Here is a 21,253-nt window from a genome sequence, read left to right as displayed (position 1 = left end):
CCGAGAGAAAGAAAAAAACTATATAAATGACCTACAAATGGAATTATCTTACCCTGACAACCGACCAAAAAAATAAAAAAAATGAACTGACGAAAGAAATACAAATTGATCCCGTACTGACAGAATTGTTGCTGAAACGAGGCATTTCAAGCGTGGAAGAAGCCCAAAAATTTTTGTATCCGAGCCTCAGCGATTTGCACGACCCATTCTTGCTGCCCGATATGGAGGAGGCAATAAGACGTATAGAACAGGCAATCGGGAACAAGGAGCGAATTCTTATATACGGAGATTATGATGTAGACGTCACTACCGCCGTTTCGTTGGTTTATAAGTTTTTACGGAAGATAACCAATAACATTGATTATTATATACCGGACAGGTACGACGAAGGGTATGGCATTTCGATTCAGGGAATCGATTATGCCGTTGAGACAGACGTTAAACTTATTATCTCCCTCGATTGCGGCATAAAGGCAATAAAAAAAGTAGCTTACGCTAAAGAGCACGGAATCGATTTTATTATTTGTGACCACCACATGCCCGATGAGGAACTGCCAGATGCTGTGGCAGTCGTAGACGCCAAACGGGCAGACTCCATCTATCCTTACAACGAGCTTTCCGGCTGCGGAGTCGGATTCAAGCTGATTCACGCTTTTTCCATACGTAACGGCTTGGCATTTTCAGATATCGAGCCGTTGCTCGATTTGGTGGCGATAAGTATTGCTGCCGATATCGTGCCCATTACGGGAGAGAACCGGGTGATGATGCATTTTGGGTTGAAACGGTTGAATGCCAATCCCAGTTTTGGATTACGGGGAATTATTGAGATTTGCGGATTAAGTAAAAAGCCCATTACAGTTAATGACATTGCCTTTAAAATCGGTCCGAGGATCAATGCTTCGGGGAGGATGATGAACGGCAAGGAGGCTGTTGATCTGATGCTGGCCGGTGATATGTCGCAGGCCAGAGAGAAAGCAGTCAACATCGATAAATACAACGAAGATCGCCGCGAGTTGGACAAACGGATTACCGACGAGGCCGTTGATTTTGTGGATAACCGTTTTAATATTGCTGAACATAAGAGCATCGTTTTGTACAACGAAACATGGCACAAAGGCATCATTGGCATTGTTGCTTCGAGGTTGACGGAGAAATATTATCGTCCGGCAATCGTTCTTACCAAATCGGGTGGAATGATATCCGGATCGGCGCGGTCTGTCAACAATTTTGACGTTTACAAAGCCATCGAGGCCTGTAAAGATATCCTGGAAAATTTCGGAGGGCACACATACGCCGCCGGTCTGACCCTCAAGGAAGAGAACCTATCGGAGTTCAAGCGCAGGTTTGACGAGATTTCCTTTGAAGAAATCGAAAGTAAAATGATGCAACCTCAAATAACGGTGGATGCGGAAATCTCCCTGAATGCCATTACGCCCAGATTTGTTCAGGAATTAGCGTTGTTCAACCCTTTTGGGCCGGAAAACGAGAACCCTGTCTTTGTTACCCGGGGAGTTTTGGATGCCGGAGGCAGCAAGCTGGTGGGTCGGGGATTTCATCATATCAAGCTTGAGCTTGTGGATAGAACCGTTTCCGAACCCGTACAAGCCATCGCATTCAGTTCCGATGAACATTTCAAGAAAATCAAGGAAAAGCAGCCCGTGGATGTTTGTTATACCATCGAAGAGAACCGTCACGGTGGAAGTACGTATACTCAGTTATTGGTAAGGGATATTAAGGGATAGGTTTGGAGTTTGAATAACAATTGAATAATGGAGTCGGCATTGTTTCACGGTATCCTGAAAGAATACTGGGGTTACGATTCGTTTCGCCCGCTTCAGGAAGAGATTATTCAGTCGGTTTGGGAACGAAAAGATACGCTCGGGCTGATGCCTACAGGAGGTGGAAAGTCACTCACCTTCCAGGTTCCCGCGCTGGCCATGGACGGATTGTGTTTGGTTGTAACGCCGCTAATTGCGTTAATGAAGGATCAGGTAGACAACCTACGTGAGAAAGGCATTAAAGCCACGGCCGTTTATTCGGGAATGTCTCGCGATGAGATTATTACCGCTCTTGAGAATTGCATCTTCGGCGATTATAAATTCTTGTATGTCTCCCCCGAAAGGCTCTCTTCCGATATTTTTCTGACAAAACTCCGTGCCATGAACATTTGCCTGCTTGTGGTGGATGAGTCCCATTGTATCTCGCAATGGGGGTATGATTTTCGCCCTTCGTACCTGAATATTGCAGATGTCCGCGATCGCCTGGTGAATGTGCCCGTACTGGCGCTTACGGCAACGGCTACATGCGAAGTAGCCGACGATATCCAGGAAAAGTTGCATTTCGGGAAAAAGAATGTATTCCGGACAGGCTTTGAGCGGGATAACCTTTCGTATGTGGTTCGCATGGCCGAAAACAAAATGGCCGAACTTATACATATCTTAAAATCGGTAAAGGGTTCTGGCATTGTTTATGTGCGCAGCCGGCGGGAAACGAAAGAGATTGCGGTGGCTTTACAAAAGACAAAAATTTCGGCCGATTTTTTTCATGCGGGCTTATCGCATGAAGAAAAAGTGTATAAGCAAAATGCCTGGAAAACGGGTGAATGCCGCGTTATTGTTTCAACCAATGCCTTTGGAATGGGTATCGATAAGCCCGATGTGAGGTTGGTTATCCACATGGACTTGCCCAATTCACTGGAAGAGTATTATCAGGAGGCCGGACGAGCCGGACGCGACGGTGAACGTTCATACGCCATTGTTTTATATACGAAAGCGGATAGTGTCAAGCTTAAGAAACGGGTTCCCGACTCCTTCCCCCGGAAGGAATTCATCATAAGGGTTTACGAAGCGCTGGGCAATTACTTCCAGGTTGCCGTCGGTTCGGGGGGCAGTAACGTTTATGATTTTAACTTACATGAATTTTGCCACGTTTTTAAATTCTCCCACCTCCAGACGCATCACGCGTTAAAAATTCTTGAGCTGGCCGGGTACATTGAGTATACCGAAGAGGTGGATTCACGTTCCCGCTTGAGGTTTTTGGCTTTCCGGGATGAGCTTTATTCGTTGAACTTATCGAAAGACAATGATGAACTGGTTCATACCATTCTCAGAAACTATACCGGTGTTTTTTCGGATGATGTATATATCGACGAAGCTATGCTGGCCATCCGGTTGGGAAGAACGCGTGAAGAAGTTTATCAGGCACTTATTCACCTGGCCAGACTCCGCTACATTTATTACGTGCCGCACAAGAAAACACCTTTTATTGTTTATACCTCTTCGCGTGAGGATACGCAGTTTGTTGCCATTCCCAAATCAGTTTACGAAGAACGTAAGAAGCGGTTCGAAAAAAGGATTGCTTCAATGGCTGATTATGCTGAAAACGAACGGATTTGCCGCAGCAGGATGTTGCTGATTTATTTTGACGAAAAAAATCCGAAAGATTGTGGCAGCTGCGATGTCTGTTTGCGAAAAACGGAAACCGGATTGACCAATTATGAGTTCAACAAGATTGAAACACTGCTTGCCGAGTCTTTAGAAGCAACTTCTCCGCAGCGGTTAGACAACTTGCTGCAGTCAATTCCGGGTTTTCCTGCCGAGAAAGTGATAAAGGTAATCCGTTTTTTAGTGGATAGGGGTAGATTGTCTTTGAATGACGATGAAATCGCTTTATCTGTCCACCGCCCAGGTTAATACCGCATCCGGCAGTACCTCGTAGTGAATTTGAAACGTTTTTTGCTGGGGTGTTTTGGATTCGTTGGCTTGAAAAACGCCCTTTCTCTCGGGATTAAAAGGGTGAATATGAAGGTGTTCCTTGAAGTCTATTTCACTCTCCTCCATCATCTTAAACATGGTTTCTTTCGCCGACCAGTGCAGGAGTTGATGGATTACCTGTTGCGAGTGATCGATATACTCGTTTTCTGAAATAAATTTATCCGCCAGTTTGCTCACCCGTCCCGAAATGGTTTCCACATCAATCCCAACGGAATGTTGCTTATGCAGCAAAACAGCCGCATAGTCTTTCGTGTGGGAAATGCTTATCTTGTAGGATCCATCGATTAAGAATGGCCTCCCGTCAGGACGGTTGTCGATCATTTTTTCTTCACCCAAAAGCTCAAACAATAAAACCCGGGTGGTAAGCCATTCAATAACTCTCCTTTCCGAACGCATTTTTGAAACATACTCCTCCGCAGCTCTCTGCTGCGATTGAGGCAACGAAAGAAGTAAAGCCTGGTGATTGTCGGTTATTTTTCCTATGCCGATAAGACCGTCCCCGTCGATATGTTCCTTGCGAAGCAACATTGTTTTAGTCGCTGTCTCCTTTCGGAGGAATAAACCGGACTTTCATTATCCGGCGTTTACTCATCTCTTCAGCCTGAAATCCGTATTTCTTGTATTCCACCAGCTCCTTACGTTTAGGGAAATCCCCTTTTAGCTCCAACATCAATCCTGCAATGGTGTCGGCATCTTCCAGCAGTTTTTCGAAATCTTTTTCCGGAACACCGGTAACTTCGATGAAATCTTCAAGGGAGGTCTTCCCTTCAAAAATATAAGATCCGTCCTGGGCAATGGTATAGAAAGGTTTTGCTTCTTCGTCGTACTCATCACTGATGTCTCCAACGATCTCTTCCAGAATGTCTTCCATGGTGACAATCCCGGTGGTGCCTCCATACTCGTCCACCACAATCGCCATGTGGTTTTTGTTGGCACGAAACTCTTCCAGCAGATCGTCAATCCGTTTTGTGCCGGGCACAAAATAGGCTGGACGGATTAGGGATTGCCAGCGGAAATTTTCTGTCTTAATAAGATGTGGCAACAGATCCTTAACATATAAAATGCCCCTGATATTATCAGGGTTCTCTTCGAAAACGGGAATTCGCGAAAACCCGGCTTCTACAATAAAATGGATGACATCCCTAAATGAGGTGTTGATATCGATAGCCACCATATCGCTTCGTGATACCAGGATATCCTCCACCGTTTTGTCCTTGAAACGGATAATGCCCTCGAGCATATCTTTTTCCTGCTCCTGCGTGATTTCACCCGATGTAATTTCAAGTGCCTTGGATAGATCGTCCATTGATATTTCGTATCTTTTCCGAATAACGCTTTTGCTAAAGATATGGCTTGTTCTTACCAGGAACGAAGAAAAAGGATTCATCAATTTATTCAGGATTTGAATAAACCGGGAATGGCTACGGGCGAAAGCCAGCGATCGTTGAGAAGCATATGTTTTTGGAATAATTTCCACAAAAAGGAGTATGAAAGCGATGATAAACAGGAACTCGAGAATAATTTTATTGTTGCTGCCCGAAAAGTAGGGGATAAGGTTCAGCAGGTAGAAAAGCAACGTGACGATCGTTATGTTTAGGGCATTGTATGAAATAACAATAGCGCTCAGTAGTCTTTCCGGGTTCTGGAGCAAGTGAGAAACACGTACGGATGCCGGATCTGCATCGGTATTAATTCCTTCGGTCTCTTCCTGATTGAGGGAGAAGAATGCAATTTCAGCACCGGAAATAATCGAATTGATGAATGTTAGTGTCAGGGTAAGTACAATCAACAAATAATCAGCCGCCGACAGCGCGGCTGCTTGTACTTCAGGATATATAAGCGAAAGAGGATCAGGATCCAATGGGGGAAAATTTAGTGAAACAAAAGAGAATGTTCCAATCCGGAAAAAGGGATTAAAACATTCTCTGCAAAATTACGATGTTTTTTTAAAACGGCAAATCATCTGCTTCAGAATTATCGTTCAAATCTACCGGATCGTTGTAAGAAGTGTCGTGTTTATCGTTCTGAAAACCTGCACCTTCTCCCGCTCCGGCTCTGCGGTTAAGCATTTCTACGTTATCGGCATAGATTTCGGTAATATATCTTTTTACACCGTTTTGATCGTCATACGAACGTGAACGGATCTTTCCCTCGATATACAATTGTGTGCCTTTTTTCACAAATTTTTCTACAATCTGTGCCAATCCTCTCCAACAAACAATATTGTGCCATTCCGTACGTTCGGGAACCTGCGTCCCGTTTGCTGCCGTGTATCCTCTCTCGCTGGTTGCCAAAGGGAAATTCGCTTTAACGTTGTCATTGTCAAAATACTTGATCTCCGGGTCTTTCCCTACATTTCCTACTAAAATAACTTTATTTACCGACATAGCTTAAAAAAAATTTGGTTTAAGTAAATCAATTCAAAACAAAATTAGTGATTATTTTGGATTCAGCAAGTTTTACCGGTAAATTGTTTCGAGATACTTATGGATAAGCCGCGATACAGGATATTCGGATATGGATGTAGCTGGTATTTTGATAAATTTCTTCTCCAAACCGCTCATTTCTTGTTTGCTGAATTCAACCCGATAAAAATCAGCAAGGATAATCTGATGCGACAACACGTGCCTGAGCCGGAGTTTGTGTTGAAGAAAAATTTCGTCAGCAGCTTGGAAAAGAGTAGATAATCCAGGGTGGTCCTGTAGCATAAACAAATCGCTTTGTTTCTCTGTCTCGATAAGCGGGAACTCGTATAGATTTTTCCAGATATCTGAATGCTCCCTTTTCTGAATATACGTATATCCGTTTTGTTCGATATGAAAATAATTAAAATAGCGTATTTTAGGGATTGTTTTTCCTTTTTTGACGGGAAAATCGGACATGTTTTTTCTTTCGAAAGCCAGGCAAACACTCTGTAAAGGACAGTCCTGACATTTGGGAAGCCTGGGGGTGCAAATCAGTGCGCCCAGTTCCATAATGGCCTGATTGTGATTACCCGGATCTTGTTGGTCTAGAATGGATGTAGCCGTTTCGGTAAAGAGTTTCTTCCCGCTTGTGGAATCTATAGGTTCTTCAATGGCAAACAGCCGCGATAACACCCGGTAAACATTTCCGTCAACAACGGGGTAGGGTAGCCCAAAAACGATGGATGCAACAGCTGCGGCCGTATATTCTCCAACACCCTTGAGCAAAAGGATGTCGTTGTGTGATGAGGGAAAAACTCCGTCAAACTTTTCCATAACCTGCCGGGCTGCTGCGTGCAGGTTTCTTGCCCGTGAGTAGTACCCCAATCCCTGCCACGCTTTCAATACGTCATCTTCCTGCGCCCGGGCTAGCGATTTTATGTCCGGGAATTTTTCCATAAACCGTAGGAAGTAGTCATATCCCTGACTTACTCGGGTTTGTTGCAAAATAACTTCTGAAACCCACACGACGTACGGGTCTTTTGAATCTCTCCAGGGCAGAATTCGTCGATGACATTCGTACCACTCTTGTAAAATATTGCTGATCAGCTTGTCGCTCTCTTTTTTACGCATTGTGCTTATAGAATATGGTGCAAAACTACGTTAAAAACACGTGCATTCAAGAAAATGCGTGAAAAAAATAAAATTAAATCGTATTTATTTTTTGGGATGAAAAAAAAGCTATATATTCCCGTGTTTGACACTTTGATTTTGTCAGACTGGTGATAGATCAAGGCCACAGGCCGCTTCAGGGGCGATTTGTGGCCTTGCTGTTTTTTCTGACTTTGTAGCAATATGGCAGGTGTGGGACGGTGAGGGATACAGGGGAAGGGGGCCTGTGGGGCCTCCGCCCCATGGATGAGGTTGCCTGCCCGGCGGCGTTGCCGCCGGCAGGCCCCTTCTCCTGTATTCTACCTACTCCTCATCCTTCTCCCTTTTCCTGGTTTGGGCAATGATACTCCTCATCTTCTGTTTGGTGACTATCTGGGTATCCGTCCTGAAGCCCGCGCTGCCATGGAGATGATTGGTCAAGTCCGTCCTGGTGTAAGTGGGGATATATCCTTCACCGGGTATGCCTAGGAAGTCCATCCCCCTGAGCGTATCCACTATCTCATCTGTTGTGAAGTGCTTCCCGCCACGGTTCACTTTCTTCTCCAGATACTTGTATACCAGCAGTGCCAGGAAGCATGTGAGGAAGTGGGCCTTGATGCGGTCATCCCTTCTCACGTATACCGGCCGGGCATCGAAATCGGTTTTCATGATACGGAAGCCGTTCTCGATGATCCAACGGCCGCCGTTGAGTTCGATGATGGCCGGGGCCGGGTCTTCGAGGTCCGTACACAGGGCATAGAAGCCGTCGAAGCGCGCCTCCTGGTCTATCATATCCTGATTGAGCGAGAAGTTCTCTATCTGGGCCAGCTCACCGTCCGCGGTGACGTGCTCGGCCTTGATGAAGCGCTTGGCATCGCCCGGGCTCTTCTTCTTTGAGGTGGCACCCCAGCCCTTGGCAAGCAAAGCTTTGGCACGAGCTATCTGACGTTCGCGGACATGGCGGAGGTACTCCTGATACTTGAACGAGAAGGTCACGATGACGCGCTGCTCCAACGTCTCTCCAGTTGACATCAGCGTGGGGTCCCAGCGTTCCTTGAAAAAGAGAGTCTCATGGTACTCCTTTGCGTCCAGGATGCTGATGTCATACTCCTCCTTGCCCTGCGAACCGGCAATACGCCAACCCTTGCTGTCCAGGGCCCATTCCTGCAGGTGCTTTTTCAACTTCTTCAGTGACTGCACGGTAATGAATGACCTGTCTCCCACGCTGTCATTCTTGCGGTTCTCATAGCTTGAAAGGCCTCCATCGGTGCAGACCACCAGCCTGGACAGGCCGAACTTGTCCCTCAGTATCTGCTCCATCGGCTTCAGGGTGGTGGTCTCCGCCGTATTGCCCGGCTCGACGCACATTGCCAGCGGGAAGCCGTCGCGGTCCATGAACAGCCCCATCTGCACGATGGGCAGCGGACGGTTCTCCTTGCTGTGGCCATACTGGCGCAAGCCGCTTTCCTCTTCACACTCGAAGAAGTAGTTCGTCAGATCATAATACACCACCCGCGTATTGCGCTTCCCGAGTTTGAGACTGCGTTTGTACACGCCGGCCTGTATCTCGTTGAACTCACCGGCCAGCAGCGAAAGCGCCCTGTACACCTGCTCCAGCGCGCACTCCGGCTGCTCGAGGAACTTCCTTGCATCTTCCAACGAGGACCGCTTGGATCCCGGATACAGTATCCGGGTGTATACCAACATCGAAAGAATGCCGTTCAGGTCATACTTCAGCAGCTTGTGCTTCTTCGCTATCTTCTTGCAGATGTAGTCCAGGCCCAGTTCGTAATATATTTTCTGAAGGAACAGGTAGCCGCCGTTGTACGAGCGCTGCTCGCCTTTGGGGATAAGCGCCATGGGGTTGCAGTCAATAATGACGTGCTTGTTCTCTTCTTTTTCAAGTGCGGTCATCCCGGCAACTTGAGTCCTTGCCCATTCAATCGGGTCTTCACCATTCAACTTCTCGCGCAGTTCTTCAACGGTCCCTAGACGCTTGACCACTTTGGACGTGCTTTTGCCGCTTTCGCTCCTGTAAGAACGTGCCGCGTAGAGAATAGTACAGTTCTTGGACTTGACAATATTCAATTTCATATCTGTAACAATGCTATATAATGCTACAAATATAGAAAAAATATTTGACAAAAAAAAGACCTCCGGAGGTCTTTTATCAAAAAAATCGAAAATTTATTGTGTCAAACTACCGTAAAATATTGCTGATCAGCTTGTCGCTCTCTTTTTTACGCATTGTGCTTATAGAATATGGTGCAAAACTACGTTAAAAACACGTGCATTCAAGAAAATGCGTGAAAAAAATAAAATTAAATCGTATTTATTTTTTGGGATGAAAAAAAAGCTATATATTTGCAGTCCAAAATTTTAAGAATTAACTATATTATCACTAACATTAAAAAAAAATAAAATGACTAAGGCAGACATTGTAAACGAAATTGCGAAGAATACGGGTGTGGATAAGGCATCTGTTTTGGCAACAGTAGAATCTTTTATGGAGGTTGTAAAGGATTCGTTAGCAAATAAAGAGAACGTTTATCTGAGAGGTTTCGGTAGCTTTATCGTGAAAAAAAGAGCCGAAAAAACTGCTCGCAATATTTCTAAAAATACGACCATCATTATCCCTGCACACAATATACCTGCTTTTAAACCGGCAAAAACGTTTGTTGCTCAAGTAAAGGATAACACAAATAAATAACAGGATTACGTAAATTTTAAAAACTAAAGAAGATGCCAAGCGGAAAAAAAAGAAAAAGGCATAAAATGGCTGTTCATAAACGGAAAAAAAGACTGAGAAAAAACAGGCATAAAAAGAAGAAATAGTCTTTTTGAAAGTTTTTTGACACACTTTATATACGGGAACAAACTTAAAAGATTATATCAAAAGAGTTTGTTCTTTGTGTATAAACATTTCAAAAGTGTTCGTGAGAACACTGCTTTCTGCTCAGAGGAGCAGAAAGCCTGATTAATCAAACATTTAAAAACAAAAAAAATTGTGGCAAGCGAACTTGTAGTGGATGTTCAGCCTAAGGAGATTACGCTGGCGGTTCTCGATAACAAAAAACTCGTAGAGTTACAACAAGAGAGCCAGAGTGAATCTTACGCGGTGGGAAACATCTATTTAGGCAGGGTCAAAAAATTGATGCCTGCGCTAAATGCTGCATTTGTAGATGTAGGACACAAAAAGGACGCTTTTCTTCACTATTTGGATTTAGGGGTAGAATTTAACTCTGTTTCGAGTTTTCTGAAAACGATTGAAGACAAGAAAAAGATTCCGTTGTTGCAGAAAATGAAATTGCAGCCCGAAATCGAGAAAGACGGTTCCATATCGGACAAATTAAAGGTGGGACAGGAGGTACTGGTGCAGGTCGCCAAAGAACCTATTTCGACCAAAGGCCCGAGGTTGACAGCCGAAATTTCTTTTGCCGGAAGATTCATGGTGCTGATACCGTTTATCGATCGCGTTTCGGTTTCGCAAAAAATTAAATCGCGTGAGGAACGCGCACGCCTTCGACAACTCGTGCAAAGCATTAAGCCCAAGAACTTTGGCGTAATCATTCGTACTAACGCCGAAGAGAAAAGAGTCGCAGAACTTGATGCAGAGTTAAAAGTATTGGTTAAACGTTGGGAAGATACTGCAGAGAAATTGCCAAAAGCAAAAGCACCGTCGCTGGTTTTTGAAGAAACGGGACGGACGGTCGGATTGCTTCGCGATATTTTCAGCCCATCGTTTGAACAGATCCACATCAATGATCAGGATGTGGCAAAACAGATTGCCGAGTATGTCGGTTTAATTGCTCCCGACCGGAAAAATGTAGTCAAACATTACAACGGAGCAGCACCAATATTGGACAACTTTGGCATCACCAAACAGATTAAATCGCTCTTTGGCAAAACCGTTACGTTTAAGAACGGCGCTTATCTCATTATAGAGCACACCGAGGCATTACACGTTATTGACGTGAACAGCGGAAACCGCAATAAACAATCGCTCGGTCAGGAAGACAGTGCTTTTGAGGTGAATGTTGCTGCCGCTGAGGAAATTGCCCGCCAGCTGCGTCTGCGTGATATGGGTGGCATCATTGTAGTCGATTTTATCGACATGAGTTCGGGCGATCATCGCAACAAGCTGTTCAATAAGATGAACGAGTTTCTGGCATCGGACAGAGCGAAACACAAAATTCTCCCGCTGAGCAAATTCGGGTTGATGCAAATCACGCGTCAGCGCGTGCGCCCCGAAATGGAATTAGCCACAAGCGAGGTGTGCCCCACTTGCTTTGGAAAAGGGAAGATTAAATCGTCGATTTTATTTACCGACACGTTGGAGGGTAAAATCGATTATTTAGTAAACAAGCTAAAAGTGAAGAAATTCAGTCTGCATATACATCCTTATGTTGCAGCTTATATTCAACAAGGTTTATTCTCGTTGAAATACAAATGGAAAAAGAAATACAATGTTGCTTTGAAAGTAATACCCAATCAGAGTTTGGGATTCCTGCAATATGTGTTTTACGACAAAGAAAATAACGAAATAGACCTGAAAGAAGAAATTGAAATGAAATAAAGTTACGCGTCAGCGAAACGTCAAGTAAAAACCGAATTGCGGAGGCAGTTCGGTTTTTTGCGTTAACCCATCACATCCACATCAAAATACAACACCAAATATTTAAAATCCTGTTTTTCGCGAAAGCGGGATTCAACGGATTTAATGAATTGTCGGGTTTTGGCAGGGGACAAATGGTTGTCGAGCTTGAGCAGAATCTGGCGGAGATGATATTGTTGAATACGGCTGATAAACGGTTTGTTTGGACCGAGCACCATTTCACCAAGCGATTGTTGTAATAACCGGGCGAAAAATGCAGACCCCGATTCCACTTTGTGTTCGTCTTTGTGTTTAAATACAATGGAAATTAACCGCTTGTAAGGGGGATAGTTGAATAACTTTCGTTCCTCTAGCTGGGAGTGGTAGAAACCTTCGTAATCGTTTGTCTCCAGGTATCGGTAAATCGGTTGCCCCGGATCGGCGGTCTGAATGACAACTTCACCTTGCCGGTTTTTTCTGCCGGCACGTCCGGCGGCCTGTAACATCAGCTGAAAGCCGCGTTCGTGCGAACGGAAATCGGGTCGATTGAGCAATCCGTCTGCTGAGACAATCCCTACAAGACTCACATTCTCGAAATCCAACCCTTTCGAGAGCATTTGAGTACCTACTAAAATTTGCACTTTATTTTTCTGAAAATCGGAGATTATCTTCTCGTAAGCGTATTTCCCTTGTGTGGTATCGGTGTCCATCCGTGCGACAGTGGCACTGGGGAAAAGTTGTATCACTTCTTCTTCCAGCTTCTCGGTACCCATGCCGACAGGCTCTATGCTTTTTTCGTGACAAACAGGACATTCACCGACCGGTTTATACGTCTTGTTGCAGTAATGACATTTCAGCTCCCCGCGATTCTTGTGGTAGGTAAGTGATACGTCACAGTGGTTGCATTTTGGGATCCAGCCGCAAAGCTTGCATTCCAGCATAGGAGCAAACCCGCGCCGGTTGCGAAACAGAATCACCTGCTCGCCCGATCCCAGGGCCGTGTTTATCTTTTCGATCAGTCCAGGGGCAAGTAGCGTTTTCATTTTCTTTGTTCGGCGGAGCTCCCGGGTGTTCTCCAGTGTGATGCGGGGAAGTTCGATATTTTCAAATCGTTTTTCGAGGGTTACAAGTCCGTATTTCCCGGTTTTAGCGTTGTAATACGTTTCGATGGACGGTGTAGCCGATCCTAGCAATGTCTTTGCACCAAAAGTTTGAGCCAGTACTATGGCTGTATCACGCGCGTGATACCGGGGCGCTGGTTCCTGTTGCTTGTAACTGGTTTCGTGCTCCTCATCCACGATTACCAGCCCCAGTTGGCGGAAAGGCACGAATAGCGACGACCTTACGCCGATAACGATTTCATAAGGCGAATCCGATAGCATTTTTTGCCAGATCTCAGTACGTTCATTATCGTTTATTTTGGAGTGATAGATTCCGAGTTTATCTCCAAAAACCGCCTGAAGCCGTGAAGTCAGTTGTGTGGTGAGGGCGATTTCGGGAACCAGATAAAGCGTTTGTTTCCCTTGATTCAGCTGCTCTTCGATGAGGTGGATGTAAATTTCGGTTTTCCCGCTCGATGTAACCCCGTGTAAAAGACAAACATTTTTTTCTTCAAATGAACGGTTTATCTCTTCCAGTGCCTTTTGCTGATGGTCATTTAAGTTAAACGCCTTACGCGATGATACAAAATGCGTATCGATCCGGCTCACCTCTTCCGGGTACTGGATCACTATGTTTTTCTCCGTCAACCCCTTTAAAACAGTATTGCTGTAGCCGGTTTTTGCAGTAATTTCCTTTTTCGGAATGCTCTCCCTGCCTTCTTCCAAAAATAATTGCCTAAGTGCTTGATAAAGTTCAGCTTGTTTTTTAGACCGCCCGGTAAGCCGGTCAATATCATGGATGCCTGTGTTGAGCCGGATATAGGTTTCCGTTCTGGATCTATACCTTTCCTCCAGATCCTGTGGCTTCATTATCGATGGCAAGGCTGCCTTATAAACATCCCCCAGCGGTGACAAATAATAAAAAGAGATCCATTCCCACAAACGAATCTGATGTTCGTTTACAACCGGATGTGAATCGGTGAGGGAATGGATTTCTTTTATTTCAACTCCTTTTGGCGGCTTATGGTGTAGCCTTAGGACCACCGCTGTGTAATACTTCCGTTTCCCGAAAGGAACAACCACCCTGAATCCGGTACCTATCTTTTCCTGCATCTCTGCAGGAACAACGTAGGTAAAAGATTCGGCTAAGGGAAGTGGCAGGATTACATCAGCAAACAACATGTTTCATTTAGAAAAACAGGGTAGCGGTAATGGACCAAAATCCATCCTTCTGATTAAAAATATCTTCAAAGGCGGGTTCATATACAGAGTAGTCATCGGTTAATTTCATCCTGTAATTAAAGCCTACAGCTACGTGGTTGATCACTTCCAGGCCGGCTCCCAGATTAACGCCTGCTTGAAATTTTTTTGCCTCTACCTTGTCCATAAAGACTTCAGATTTAAAATCATCCCCCGCTAGCCAGAAATTAGCGTAAGGACCGGCAGCCAGAAAAATTTTTACCGGGGAGATAAGCCCGATTTTGTATTTTAAGTTTACAGGAACGTCGATGGAATGATTGGAGATATCTTCAGCTACAGTTTTGATTCCCTGATCATTTACGGTTTTTATATTCATTTTCTCGTTGCTGTATAAAACCGATCCTTCAATTCCAAAATCAACAACAGGGAGCATAAATTCCAATGTAGGGCCCACCTTGAAGTCATTCATGTTTTCTACTGAATATACGTCCTTGGTAAAGGAAGGTTTGTTGATACCTACTTCTCCTCTTATTCCAAACCGTAATTGAGCACTTACCGTACCTCCCATCAATAGAAAGGCCAGGAGGATCATCCATAATTTCTTTGTTTTCATAACTAATGTGTTTTAGTAAATAATCAAACCGTTTGCAAATGCAAATCTATATAGTAAGACAGTTAAAACGGAAAAAAGTTAAATCCAGAATGTTAATTAATCCTATTTACGGATTAGCTCACAAAAGAAAAGCGTTCTGTTCCGCACAAGAACAAAACGCTTTGTAAATCGATTTAGAGCAGATTAGTCCTTTATTTTTGCTTTCAGAAACTCGCGGTTCAAGCGGGCGATATGGCTGATGGATATATTCTTGGGACATTCCTGTTCACAAGCACCCGTATTGGTACAGTTACCGAAGCCGAGTTCGTCCATTTTTGCTACCATCGCCTTGGCGCGTTTAACACGCTCTACTTGTCCTTGCGGGAGCAAAGCCAACTGGCTCACTTTTGCCGAAACGAAAAGCATGGCCGATCCGTTTTTGCAGGTTGCCACACAGGCTCCACATCCGATACAGGCGGCAGCATCCATGGCTTCATCTGCGGCATGTTTGGGAATTGGAATTGCATTTCCGTCGGGAACGCCACCGGTGTTTACCGAAACATAGCCACCAGCCTGGATAATTTTATCGAAAGCTGTTCTGTCGACCATCAGGTCCCGGATTACGGGAAATCCCGCTGAACGCCAAGGCTCAACCGTAATGGTGTCTCCATCGTTGAATTTGCGCATGTGGAGCTGGCAGGTGGTAATGTCTTCATCGGGTCCGTGCGGATGGCCGTTGATATACAAACTGCACATTCCGCAAATCCCTTCGCGGCAATCGTGATCGAAAACAACCGGATCCTTCCCTTCGTTGATGAGTTGTTCGTTCAGAATGTCCATCATTTCGAGGAATGAACTGCCCTGCGAGATCTCTTTCAATGCGTAGGTCTCAAAATTTCCTTTGGCTTTCGGGCCTTTTTGACGCCAGACTTTTACGTTGATATTTATATTTTTGTCCATAGGATGATACGATTTTTAAATTACGACTTATAATTGCGTTGTTGTCTCACGATAAATTCATAGTCGAGAGGTTCTTTGTACATAATGGGAGCTTTTTCTTCGCCCTGATATTCCCAACAGGAAACATAGGAGAACCGGTCGTCGTGACGTAAGGCTTCCCCTTCTTCTGTCTGATGTTCCAAACGGAAATGTCCTCCGCAGGATTCTTCTCTGTCTAACGCATCGTGAGCCATAAGTTCGCCTATTTCGATAAAATCGGCAAGACGAAGTGCTTTTTCCAACTCAATATTCAACGAGCTCTTTTCGCCCGGTATCCGTACATCTGCCCAGAACTCCTTTTTCAATACCTTCAACTCTTCGATAGCTTTCTTTAAGCCATCTGCTTCACGTCCCATTCCGACTAAATCCCACATGATGTGTCCGAGTTTCTTATGGAAGTGGTCCACGGAATGGTTGCCTTTTATGCTCATGAGCCTTTCCATACGTGCATCAATATCTTTTTCTGCTTTTTCAAACTCGGGGCTGTCGGTGCTGAACCTGGGTACCCTGATCTGGTCGGACAGATAACTTTGTATGGTGTAGGGCAGAACAAAATATCCGTCGGCTAATCCCTGCATCAATGCGGAGGCGCCCAGGCGGTTCGCGCCGTGATCGGAGAAGTTGGCTTCGCCAATGGCAAAGAGTCCGGGTATGGAGGTCATCAGTTCGTAATCAACCCAAATTCCACCCATGGTATAGTGGATGGCGGGATAGATCATCATCGGGGTTTCATATGGGTTGTCGTCGACGATCTTTTCATACATCTGGAAAAGGTTCCCGTAACGGGCTTCCACCACATCTTTTCCCAGACGTTTGATGGCATCGGCGAAATCAAGATAAACGGCCAACCCGGTTGTTCCGACTCCGTAGCCTGCGTCGCAGCGTTCCTTGGCTGCGCGTGATGCCACGTCGCGGGGGACAAGGTTCCCGAAAGCGGGGTAGCGGCGTTCCAGGTAGTAATCGCGATCTTCTTCCTTTATTTCTGTAGGCCTTAGTTTTCCTTCACGGATAGCCTGAGCATCCTCAAGCTTTCTGGGAACCCATATCCTGCCGTCATTGCGCAACGACTCCGACATAAGCGTCAGTTTCGATTGGAATTCACCGTGAACAGGAATACACGTCGGGTGAATCTGCGCCATGCAGGGATTGGCAAAATAAGCCCCTTTTTTGTAGCACTGCCAGGCAGCTGATCCGTTGGAGGTCATGGCATTGGTGGAGAGGAAGAAGGTATTTCCGTATCCGCCGGTAGCGATCACAACCGCGTGAGCAGCAAATCTTTCCAACTTTCCGGTCACGAGATTACGGGCTATGATACCGCGGGCACGCCCGTCGATGATCACAAGGTCAACCATCTCGTAACGCGTATATAGTTTTACTTGTTTCTTATTTACGGCACGGCTCAACGCACTGTAAGCACCCAGGAGCAATTGCTGGCCGGTTTGTCCGCGGGCATAAAAAGTCCGGGATACCTGCGCACCCCCGAAGGAGCGGTTGTCGAGCAAGCCCCCGTATTCGCGGGCAAAAGGAACACCCTGGGCCACGCACTGGTCGATGATGTTGTTGGAAACTTCGGCTAGGCGGTAAACATTGGCTTCGCGTGCGCGGTAGTCACCTCCTTTAATCGTGTCGTAGAACAAGCGGTATACTGAGTCACCATCGTTTTGATAGTTTTTTGCAGCATTGATCCCTCCCTGTGCAGCAATGGAGTGGGCGCGGCGAGGTGAATCCTGGATGCAGAAATTCAACACATTGAATCCCAACTCGCCCAGTGATGCTGCTGCCGATGCTCCGGCAAGTCCCGTCCCTACGACAATTATATCGAGTCGGCGCTTGTTGGCAGGGTTTACCAGTTTTTGGTTCGCCTTGTAAGATGACCATTTTTCGGCCAAAGGACCTTTTGGAATTTTAGAATCCAACTTTATTTTGTTGTCTGTCAGAGTAGTTTTGTTTTCTACTTTTGCAGTTTCGTCTTCTTTGTTTATCATAATGTTTTTAAATTTTTATACGTAAAATTAGGCGCCAAAGCCGAGCAGATAATAAACCGGAACTGAAATGAACAACAGGCAAATAACGGTTGCAACCACATAGGATATTTTCTTCAGACGGGGCAGCCAGATCTGGTTGTTCCATCCCAGGGTTTGCATGGCACTCCAGAAGCCGTGAGTGAGGTGGTACCATAGCGCAACAAGCCATACGATATATACAATACTGTAAAGAGGTTGAGTGAACAGTTCACGGATAAAATAAGCACCATCCGTCGGATCGTGGTAGCCTGCAGCAGCATAGTTGTGCCCGTGCATCAACTCTACCAATTGCATTTTAGACCAGAAATGGATTAAGTGAAGCACCAAAAATCCCAGGATGATTGTACCCAGAACGAACATGTTTTTCGATGCCCACGAGACATTTTTTTGCGGTTGTGAAACAGCGTATTTGTTTGATCCTCTCGCTTTCTGGTTCTGAAGCGTTAAGATGGACGCATAGATAATGTGGATAATAAAACCCAACGCCAGAATTCCGGTTGCAATAAGTGCGTACCAGTTAGCTCCCAGCAACGATGCAATGGTGTTGTATGCATCGGCCGAAAGGATAACTACGAAATTCATCAAACTGTGAAACATCAAAAACAGGACGAGAAACAAACCGGAAATACTCATAATCAGCTTCCGTCCAATAGAAGATTTAATTAGCCAGCTCATAAAGTTTTTGTTTAAAATTTTATTTAGTAATTATATTGATTTTCAGTTACCGTGATCAAGAAATGAAAAATTTGCTTTAATAGGAATGTGGAAATTCAATTGAGAGCACAAAAATAGCATTTTATAACATCAAAAAAGAATAAATTAAGGAATAATTTTCCCGGCTCTCTTATTTAGAAGCATTCTTTTTAGCGGTCTTCGGGCCTTGAATATTCGGTATTTATTTTACGATACTTTTCGTAAATATAGTAATTAAATGTAATTTTGAGGGATTAAAAAACCGTTTTGAATTTTCATTTTTTCAAAATAGCCCGCTATTATGTGCGAACTGAAAATCCAAATTCATCCCAAAGTAGGCATAAAACAGGAGATGAAAAAATTCAAAACGGTTTCTAAAATTCGATCATAATAATTAAAACATATTCAGATGAAACGATTACCGTTCTTTTTTCTGCTGTTTTTCAGCATAATTTTAATAGGATGTTCAACAACCAAAAAAAGCCTCACGATGAATATTGCTACGTTTAACGTCCTGATGGACACCAAAAAAGATCATCCGAATGCTTGGAAGTATCGCAAGGAGATGGTGACGGGGCTGGTTCGTTTTCACGATTTTGATATTGTGGGTACACAGGAGGCGTTTAAGCATCAGCTGACGGATGTTCTTGAGCTTGGAAATTATGCTTACACCGGTTCAGGGCGCGACGATGGAAAGGATGCTGGTGAACACTCAGCCATTGTTTATAAAAAAGAGAGGTTCGATCTGTTGGAGAACGGAGATTTCTGGTTTGCTGAAAACCCTGACGTGCCGGGTAAAGGCTGGGATGCTACCTGTTGCAACAGGATCTGTTCATGGGCAAAGTTTAAAGACAAAGAAACAGGGAAAGTGTTTTTTGTTTTCAACTCACATTACGATCATGAGGGGCGTGAAGCTCGAAGAAATTCGTCGTTGTTGCTCTTAAAGAAAATAGAAGAGATTGCCGGAGACAATACCGTTTTCTGCACCGGGGATTTTAACGCTACGCCCGATGATGAACCCATACAAATCCTGAGGAATGACGGAAGGCTGAAAGATTCCTACTTGATTTCGGTGCAGCCGCCTTACGGGACGGAAGGAACGTTTAATGCATTGAACTTGAATTCTCCCATGAAGGGACGAATTGATTATATATGGGTTACGGAAGGGGTGAAAGTGAATAAATACGGCGTGCTGAATGAATTGCCATACGCCCGTTTTCCGTCCGATCATTTTCCGGTGATGATCAACGTCACGTTCTAAAGAAACAGGCGGCATTGCTGCCGCCTGTTTTTAGCTAATAAATTGCGATAACGCACTCTCGTGTAGGAACTGCGAAACGCTTTATCTCAGTTTTTCCAGTGCACCCTTTACCCTGGAAACGGCTTTTTCTATATTCTCATCCGATGTGGCATAAGAGAAGCGGATGTGGCCCGGTGCGCCGAAAGCATCGCCGCCCACGCAGGCAACGTGTCCCTGTTCCAGAAGATACATGGCCAAATCAGTTGCTGTGTCAATTCTCTTTTCGTCAAATTGTTTCCCCAGGTAACTGCTGCATTCAACAAAAACGTAGAACGCGCCCTTGGGGTCATTGACTTTCAATGCCGGAATTTCTTTCAGGAGCTTTGTGATCAGGTTTTTTCTCCTTTCAAATGCAACACGCATTTCTTCAACACAATCCTGATTCCCGGTGTAGGCAGCCTCGGCTGCTTTTTGTGAGATCGACGATGCTCCCGATGTGTATTGTCCCTGCAGTAACCCACAGGCGGAAGCAATCCATTTTGGCGCAGCAATCCATCCGATGCGCCAGCCTGTCATGGCGTATCCTTTGGAAACTCCGTTGACTACGATTACCCGCTCACGGACTTCTTCGAACCGAGCGATGCTCTCGTGTCTTCCTACGTAGTTGATGTGTTCGTAGATCTCGTCGGAAATAACATAGATACCGGGGTGTTTTGCCAAAACAGCGGCCAGTGATTTCAATTCATCGCGCGTGTAGACACTTCCTGTCGGGTTAGACGGAGAGCATAAAATCAATGCCCTTGTTTTGGGGGTAATGGACTTCTCCAGTTGTTCTGCGGTGATTTTGAAATCCTGTTCGATACCGGCATACACGAAGACCGGCTTCCCTTCGGCAATTTTTACCATCTCCGGATAGCTCACCCAGTAGGGGGCGGGAATGATTACCTCTTCCCCTTTATCTACAATGGATAAGATGACATTGCAGAGCGATTGTTTGGCTCCACTCGAAACCACTATTTGTGTCGGATCAACATCCAGGTTGTTCTCGTTTTTCAGTTTCGCGCAAATGGCTTTCCTTAGCTCGGGAAATCCTGGAACAGGTGAATAGAAGGAAAAATTATTGTCTATCGCCTTCTTGGCGGCTTCTTTTATGTGGTCGGGTGTGGAAAAATCGGGTTCGCCGACACTCATATTAATTACGTCAATTCCCTGAGCTTTTAGCTCGTTGCTTTTTTGTGCCATCGCGAATGTTTCGGATGGAGAGAGTGATTGCAGTCGTGCTGATAGAGGATTCATATATGTGAGAAGTTTGATGGTTGAAGCCAGAAGTCCGCTACCGGACGTCTGAGGTAAATCGATTGCAAAAGTAATTAAAAAACCGGATATTATTATCTATTTTCTCAAAAACAACACAATAAAGTCTCAAAAACACACATTTTTTTAGCCTATTGCAGCATATTTTCCAAATGCAGAAAACAGCAGAG

Annotated in this window: 16 protein-coding genes; 5 read left to right on the top strand and 11 right to left on the bottom strand. The window is 44.9% G+C overall.

Going from position 1 to position 21,253, the window contains the following annotated elements; all coding sequences use genetic code 11:
* Positions 1 to 26 precede the first annotated feature (26 nt).
* Positions 27 to 1,742: a single-stranded-DNA-specific exonuclease RecJ gene (gene recJ, locus AACM02_RS01160; RefSeq protein WP_339115823.1), complete on the top strand. Its 1,716-nt coding sequence runs from the start codon at positions 27 to 29 to the stop codon at positions 1,740 to 1,742.
* Between the two features lie 27 nt (positions 1,743 to 1,769).
* Positions 1,770 to 3,692 carry an ATP-dependent DNA helicase RecQ gene (locus AACM02_RS01155; RefSeq protein ID WP_339115822.1) on the top strand — a complete coding sequence of 641 codons (1,923 nt, stop codon included), beginning with the start codon at positions 1,770 to 1,772 and terminating at the stop codon, positions 3,690 to 3,692.
* Here AACM02_RS01155 and AACM02_RS01150 read toward each other — a convergent pair.
* The 5 genes from AACM02_RS01150 to AACM02_RS01130 all read right to left on the bottom strand — a co-directional run bounded on the left by AACM02_RS01150 (position 3,669) and on the right by AACM02_RS01130 (position 9,421).
* Positions 3,669 to 4,301, bottom strand: coding sequence for a 4'-phosphopantetheinyl transferase superfamily protein (locus tag AACM02_RS01150; protein ID WP_332455872.1), 633 nt, complete (start codon positions 4,299 to 4,301; stop codon positions 3,669 to 3,671). The genes AACM02_RS01155 and AACM02_RS01150 overlap by 24 nt on opposite strands.
* A gap of 4 nt (positions 4,302 to 4,305) precedes the next feature.
* Positions 4,306 to 5,634, bottom strand: a complete 1,329-nt coding sequence (gene gldE / locus AACM02_RS01145) for a gliding motility-associated protein GldE (protein WP_214063164.1) — start codon at positions 5,632 to 5,634, stop codon at positions 4,306 to 4,308.
* An 85-nt stretch (positions 5,635 to 5,719) separates the two neighbouring features.
* Positions 5,720 to 6,160, bottom strand: a complete 441-nt coding sequence (gene ssb / locus AACM02_RS01140; protein ID WP_332455873.1) for a single-stranded DNA-binding protein — start codon at positions 6,158 to 6,160, stop codon at positions 5,720 to 5,722.
* Positions 6,161 to 6,232: 72 nt separating this feature from the next.
* The gene (gene mutY, locus AACM02_RS01135) at positions 6,233 to 7,309 is read right to left on the bottom strand and encodes an A/G-specific adenine glycosylase (RefSeq protein WP_332455874.1); all 1,077 of its coding nucleotides are present in this window, start codon (positions 7,307 to 7,309) and stop codon (positions 6,233 to 6,235) included.
* A 342-nt stretch (positions 7,310 to 7,651) separates the two neighbouring features.
* Positions 7,652 to 9,421, bottom strand: a complete 1,770-nt coding sequence (locus AACM02_RS01130) for an IS1634 family transposase (protein ID WP_214063063.1) — start codon at positions 9,419 to 9,421, stop codon at positions 7,652 to 7,654.
* Between the two features lie 328 nt (positions 9,422 to 9,749).
* On the opposite strand from AACM02_RS01130, the gene AACM02_RS01125 reads away from it, so the two are divergent.
* Complete coding sequence (locus AACM02_RS01125) at positions 9,750 to 10,037, top strand: HU family DNA-binding protein (RefSeq protein WP_332455875.1); 288 nt, start codon at positions 9,750 to 9,752, stop codon at positions 10,035 to 10,037.
* A gap of 297 nt (positions 10,038 to 10,334) precedes the next feature.
* On the top strand, positions 10,335 to 11,903 hold the full coding sequence (locus tag AACM02_RS01120) for an Rne/Rng family ribonuclease (RefSeq protein WP_332455876.1): 1,569 nt from the start codon (positions 10,335 to 10,337) through the stop codon (positions 11,901 to 11,903).
* A 62-nt stretch (positions 11,904 to 11,965) separates the two neighbouring features.
* Here AACM02_RS01120 and priA read toward each other — a convergent pair whose 3' ends face one another.
* From priA to AACM02_RS01095, 5 genes are all read right to left on the bottom strand, one after another.
* Positions 11,966 to 14,203, bottom strand: a complete 2,238-nt coding sequence (priA, locus tag AACM02_RS01115) for a primosomal protein N' (RefSeq protein WP_339115821.1) — start codon at positions 14,201 to 14,203, stop codon at positions 11,966 to 11,968.
* Positions 14,204 to 14,210: 7 nt separating this feature from the next.
* Positions 14,211 to 14,834, bottom strand: coding sequence for an outer membrane beta-barrel protein (locus tag AACM02_RS01110; RefSeq protein WP_214063757.1), 624 nt, complete (start codon positions 14,832 to 14,834; stop codon positions 14,211 to 14,213).
* Between the two features lie 183 nt (positions 14,835 to 15,017).
* Positions 15,018 to 15,773: a succinate dehydrogenase/fumarate reductase iron-sulfur subunit gene (locus AACM02_RS01105; protein WP_214063756.1), complete on the bottom strand. Its 756-nt coding sequence runs from the start codon at positions 15,771 to 15,773 to the stop codon at positions 15,018 to 15,020.
* Between the two features lie 20 nt (positions 15,774 to 15,793).
* Positions 15,794 to 17,797: a fumarate reductase/succinate dehydrogenase flavoprotein subunit gene (locus AACM02_RS01100; protein WP_339115820.1), complete on the bottom strand. Its 2,004-nt coding sequence runs from the start codon at positions 17,795 to 17,797 to the stop codon at positions 15,794 to 15,796.
* Positions 17,798 to 17,824: 27 nt separating this feature from the next.
* Complete coding sequence (locus AACM02_RS01095; protein ID WP_214062727.1) at positions 17,825 to 18,511, bottom strand: succinate dehydrogenase cytochrome b subunit; 687 nt, start codon at positions 18,509 to 18,511, stop codon at positions 17,825 to 17,827.
* 427 nt (positions 18,512 to 18,938) lie between these two features.
* Here AACM02_RS01095 and AACM02_RS01090 point away from each other — a divergent pair, with 427 nt between their 5' ends.
* On the top strand, positions 18,939 to 19,790 hold the full coding sequence (locus AACM02_RS01090; RefSeq protein WP_339115819.1) for an endonuclease/exonuclease/phosphatase family protein: 852 nt from the start codon (positions 18,939 to 18,941) through the stop codon (positions 19,788 to 19,790).
* Positions 19,791 to 19,871: 81 nt separating this feature from the next.
* Here the strand turns inward: AACM02_RS01090 and AACM02_RS01085 are convergent, their stop codons facing one another.
* Positions 19,872 to 21,065, bottom strand: coding sequence for a pyridoxal phosphate-dependent aminotransferase (locus tag AACM02_RS01085; protein ID WP_339115818.1), 1,194 nt, complete (start codon positions 21,063 to 21,065; stop codon positions 19,872 to 19,874).
* Positions 21,066 to 21,253 lie beyond the last annotated feature (188 nt).

Origin of the sequence: Petrimonas sp., assembly GCF_963921705.1 — a bacterium.
Taxonomy (GTDB): domain Bacteria; phylum Bacteroidota; class Bacteroidia; order Bacteroidales; family Dysgonomonadaceae; genus Petrimonas; species Petrimonas sulfuriphila.
This window is presented reverse-complemented; position numbering and strand designations above follow the sequence as displayed.

Bases quoted from the DNA above. Each gene is read 5' to 3' on its own strand.
- recJ (WP_339115823.1), top strand. From the start codon at position 27: ATGACCTACAAATGGAATTATCTTACCCTGACAACCGACCAAAAAAAT.
- AACM02_RS01155 (WP_339115822.1), top strand. From the start codon at position 1,770: ATGGAGTCGGCATTGTTTCACGGTATCCTGAAAGAATACTGGGGTTAC.
- AACM02_RS01150 (WP_332455872.1), bottom strand. From the start codon at position 4,301: ATGTTGCTTCGCAAGGAACATATCGACGGGGACGGTCTTATCGGCATA.
- ssb (WP_332455873.1), bottom strand. From the start codon at position 6,160: ATGTCGGTAAATAAAGTTATTTTAGTAGGAAATGTAGGGAAAGACCCG.
- mutY (WP_332455874.1), bottom strand. From the start codon at position 7,309: ATGCGTAAAAAAGAGAGCGACAAGCTGATCAGCAATATTTTACAAGAG.
- AACM02_RS01130 (WP_214063063.1), bottom strand. From the start codon at position 9,421: ATGAAATTGAATATTGTCAAGTCCAAGAACTGTACTATTCTCTACGCG.
- AACM02_RS01125 (WP_332455875.1), top strand. From the start codon at position 9,750: ATGACTAAGGCAGACATTGTAAACGAAATTGCGAAGAATACGGGTGTG.
- priA (WP_339115821.1), bottom strand. From the start codon at position 14,203: ATGTTGTTTGCTGATGTAATCCTGCCACTTCCCTTAGCCGAATCTTTT.
- AACM02_RS01110 (WP_214063757.1), bottom strand. From the start codon at position 14,834: ATGAAAACAAAGAAATTATGGATGATCCTCCTGGCCTTTCTATTGATG.
- AACM02_RS01105 (WP_214063756.1), bottom strand. From the start codon at position 15,773: ATGGACAAAAATATAAATATCAACGTAAAAGTCTGGCGTCAAAAAGGC.
- AACM02_RS01100 (WP_339115820.1), bottom strand. From the start codon at position 17,797: ATGATAAACAAAGAAGACGAAACTGCAAAAGTAGAAAACAAAACTACT.
- AACM02_RS01095 (WP_214062727.1), bottom strand. From the start codon at position 18,511: ATGAGCTGGCTAATTAAATCTTCTATTGGACGGAAGCTGATTATGAGT.
- AACM02_RS01090 (WP_339115819.1), top strand. From the start codon at position 18,939: ATGAAACGATTACCGTTCTTTTTTCTGCTGTTTTTCAGCATAATTTTA.
- AACM02_RS01085 (WP_339115818.1), bottom strand. From the start codon at position 21,065: ATGAATCCTCTATCAGCACGACTGCAATCACTCTCTCCATCCGAAACA.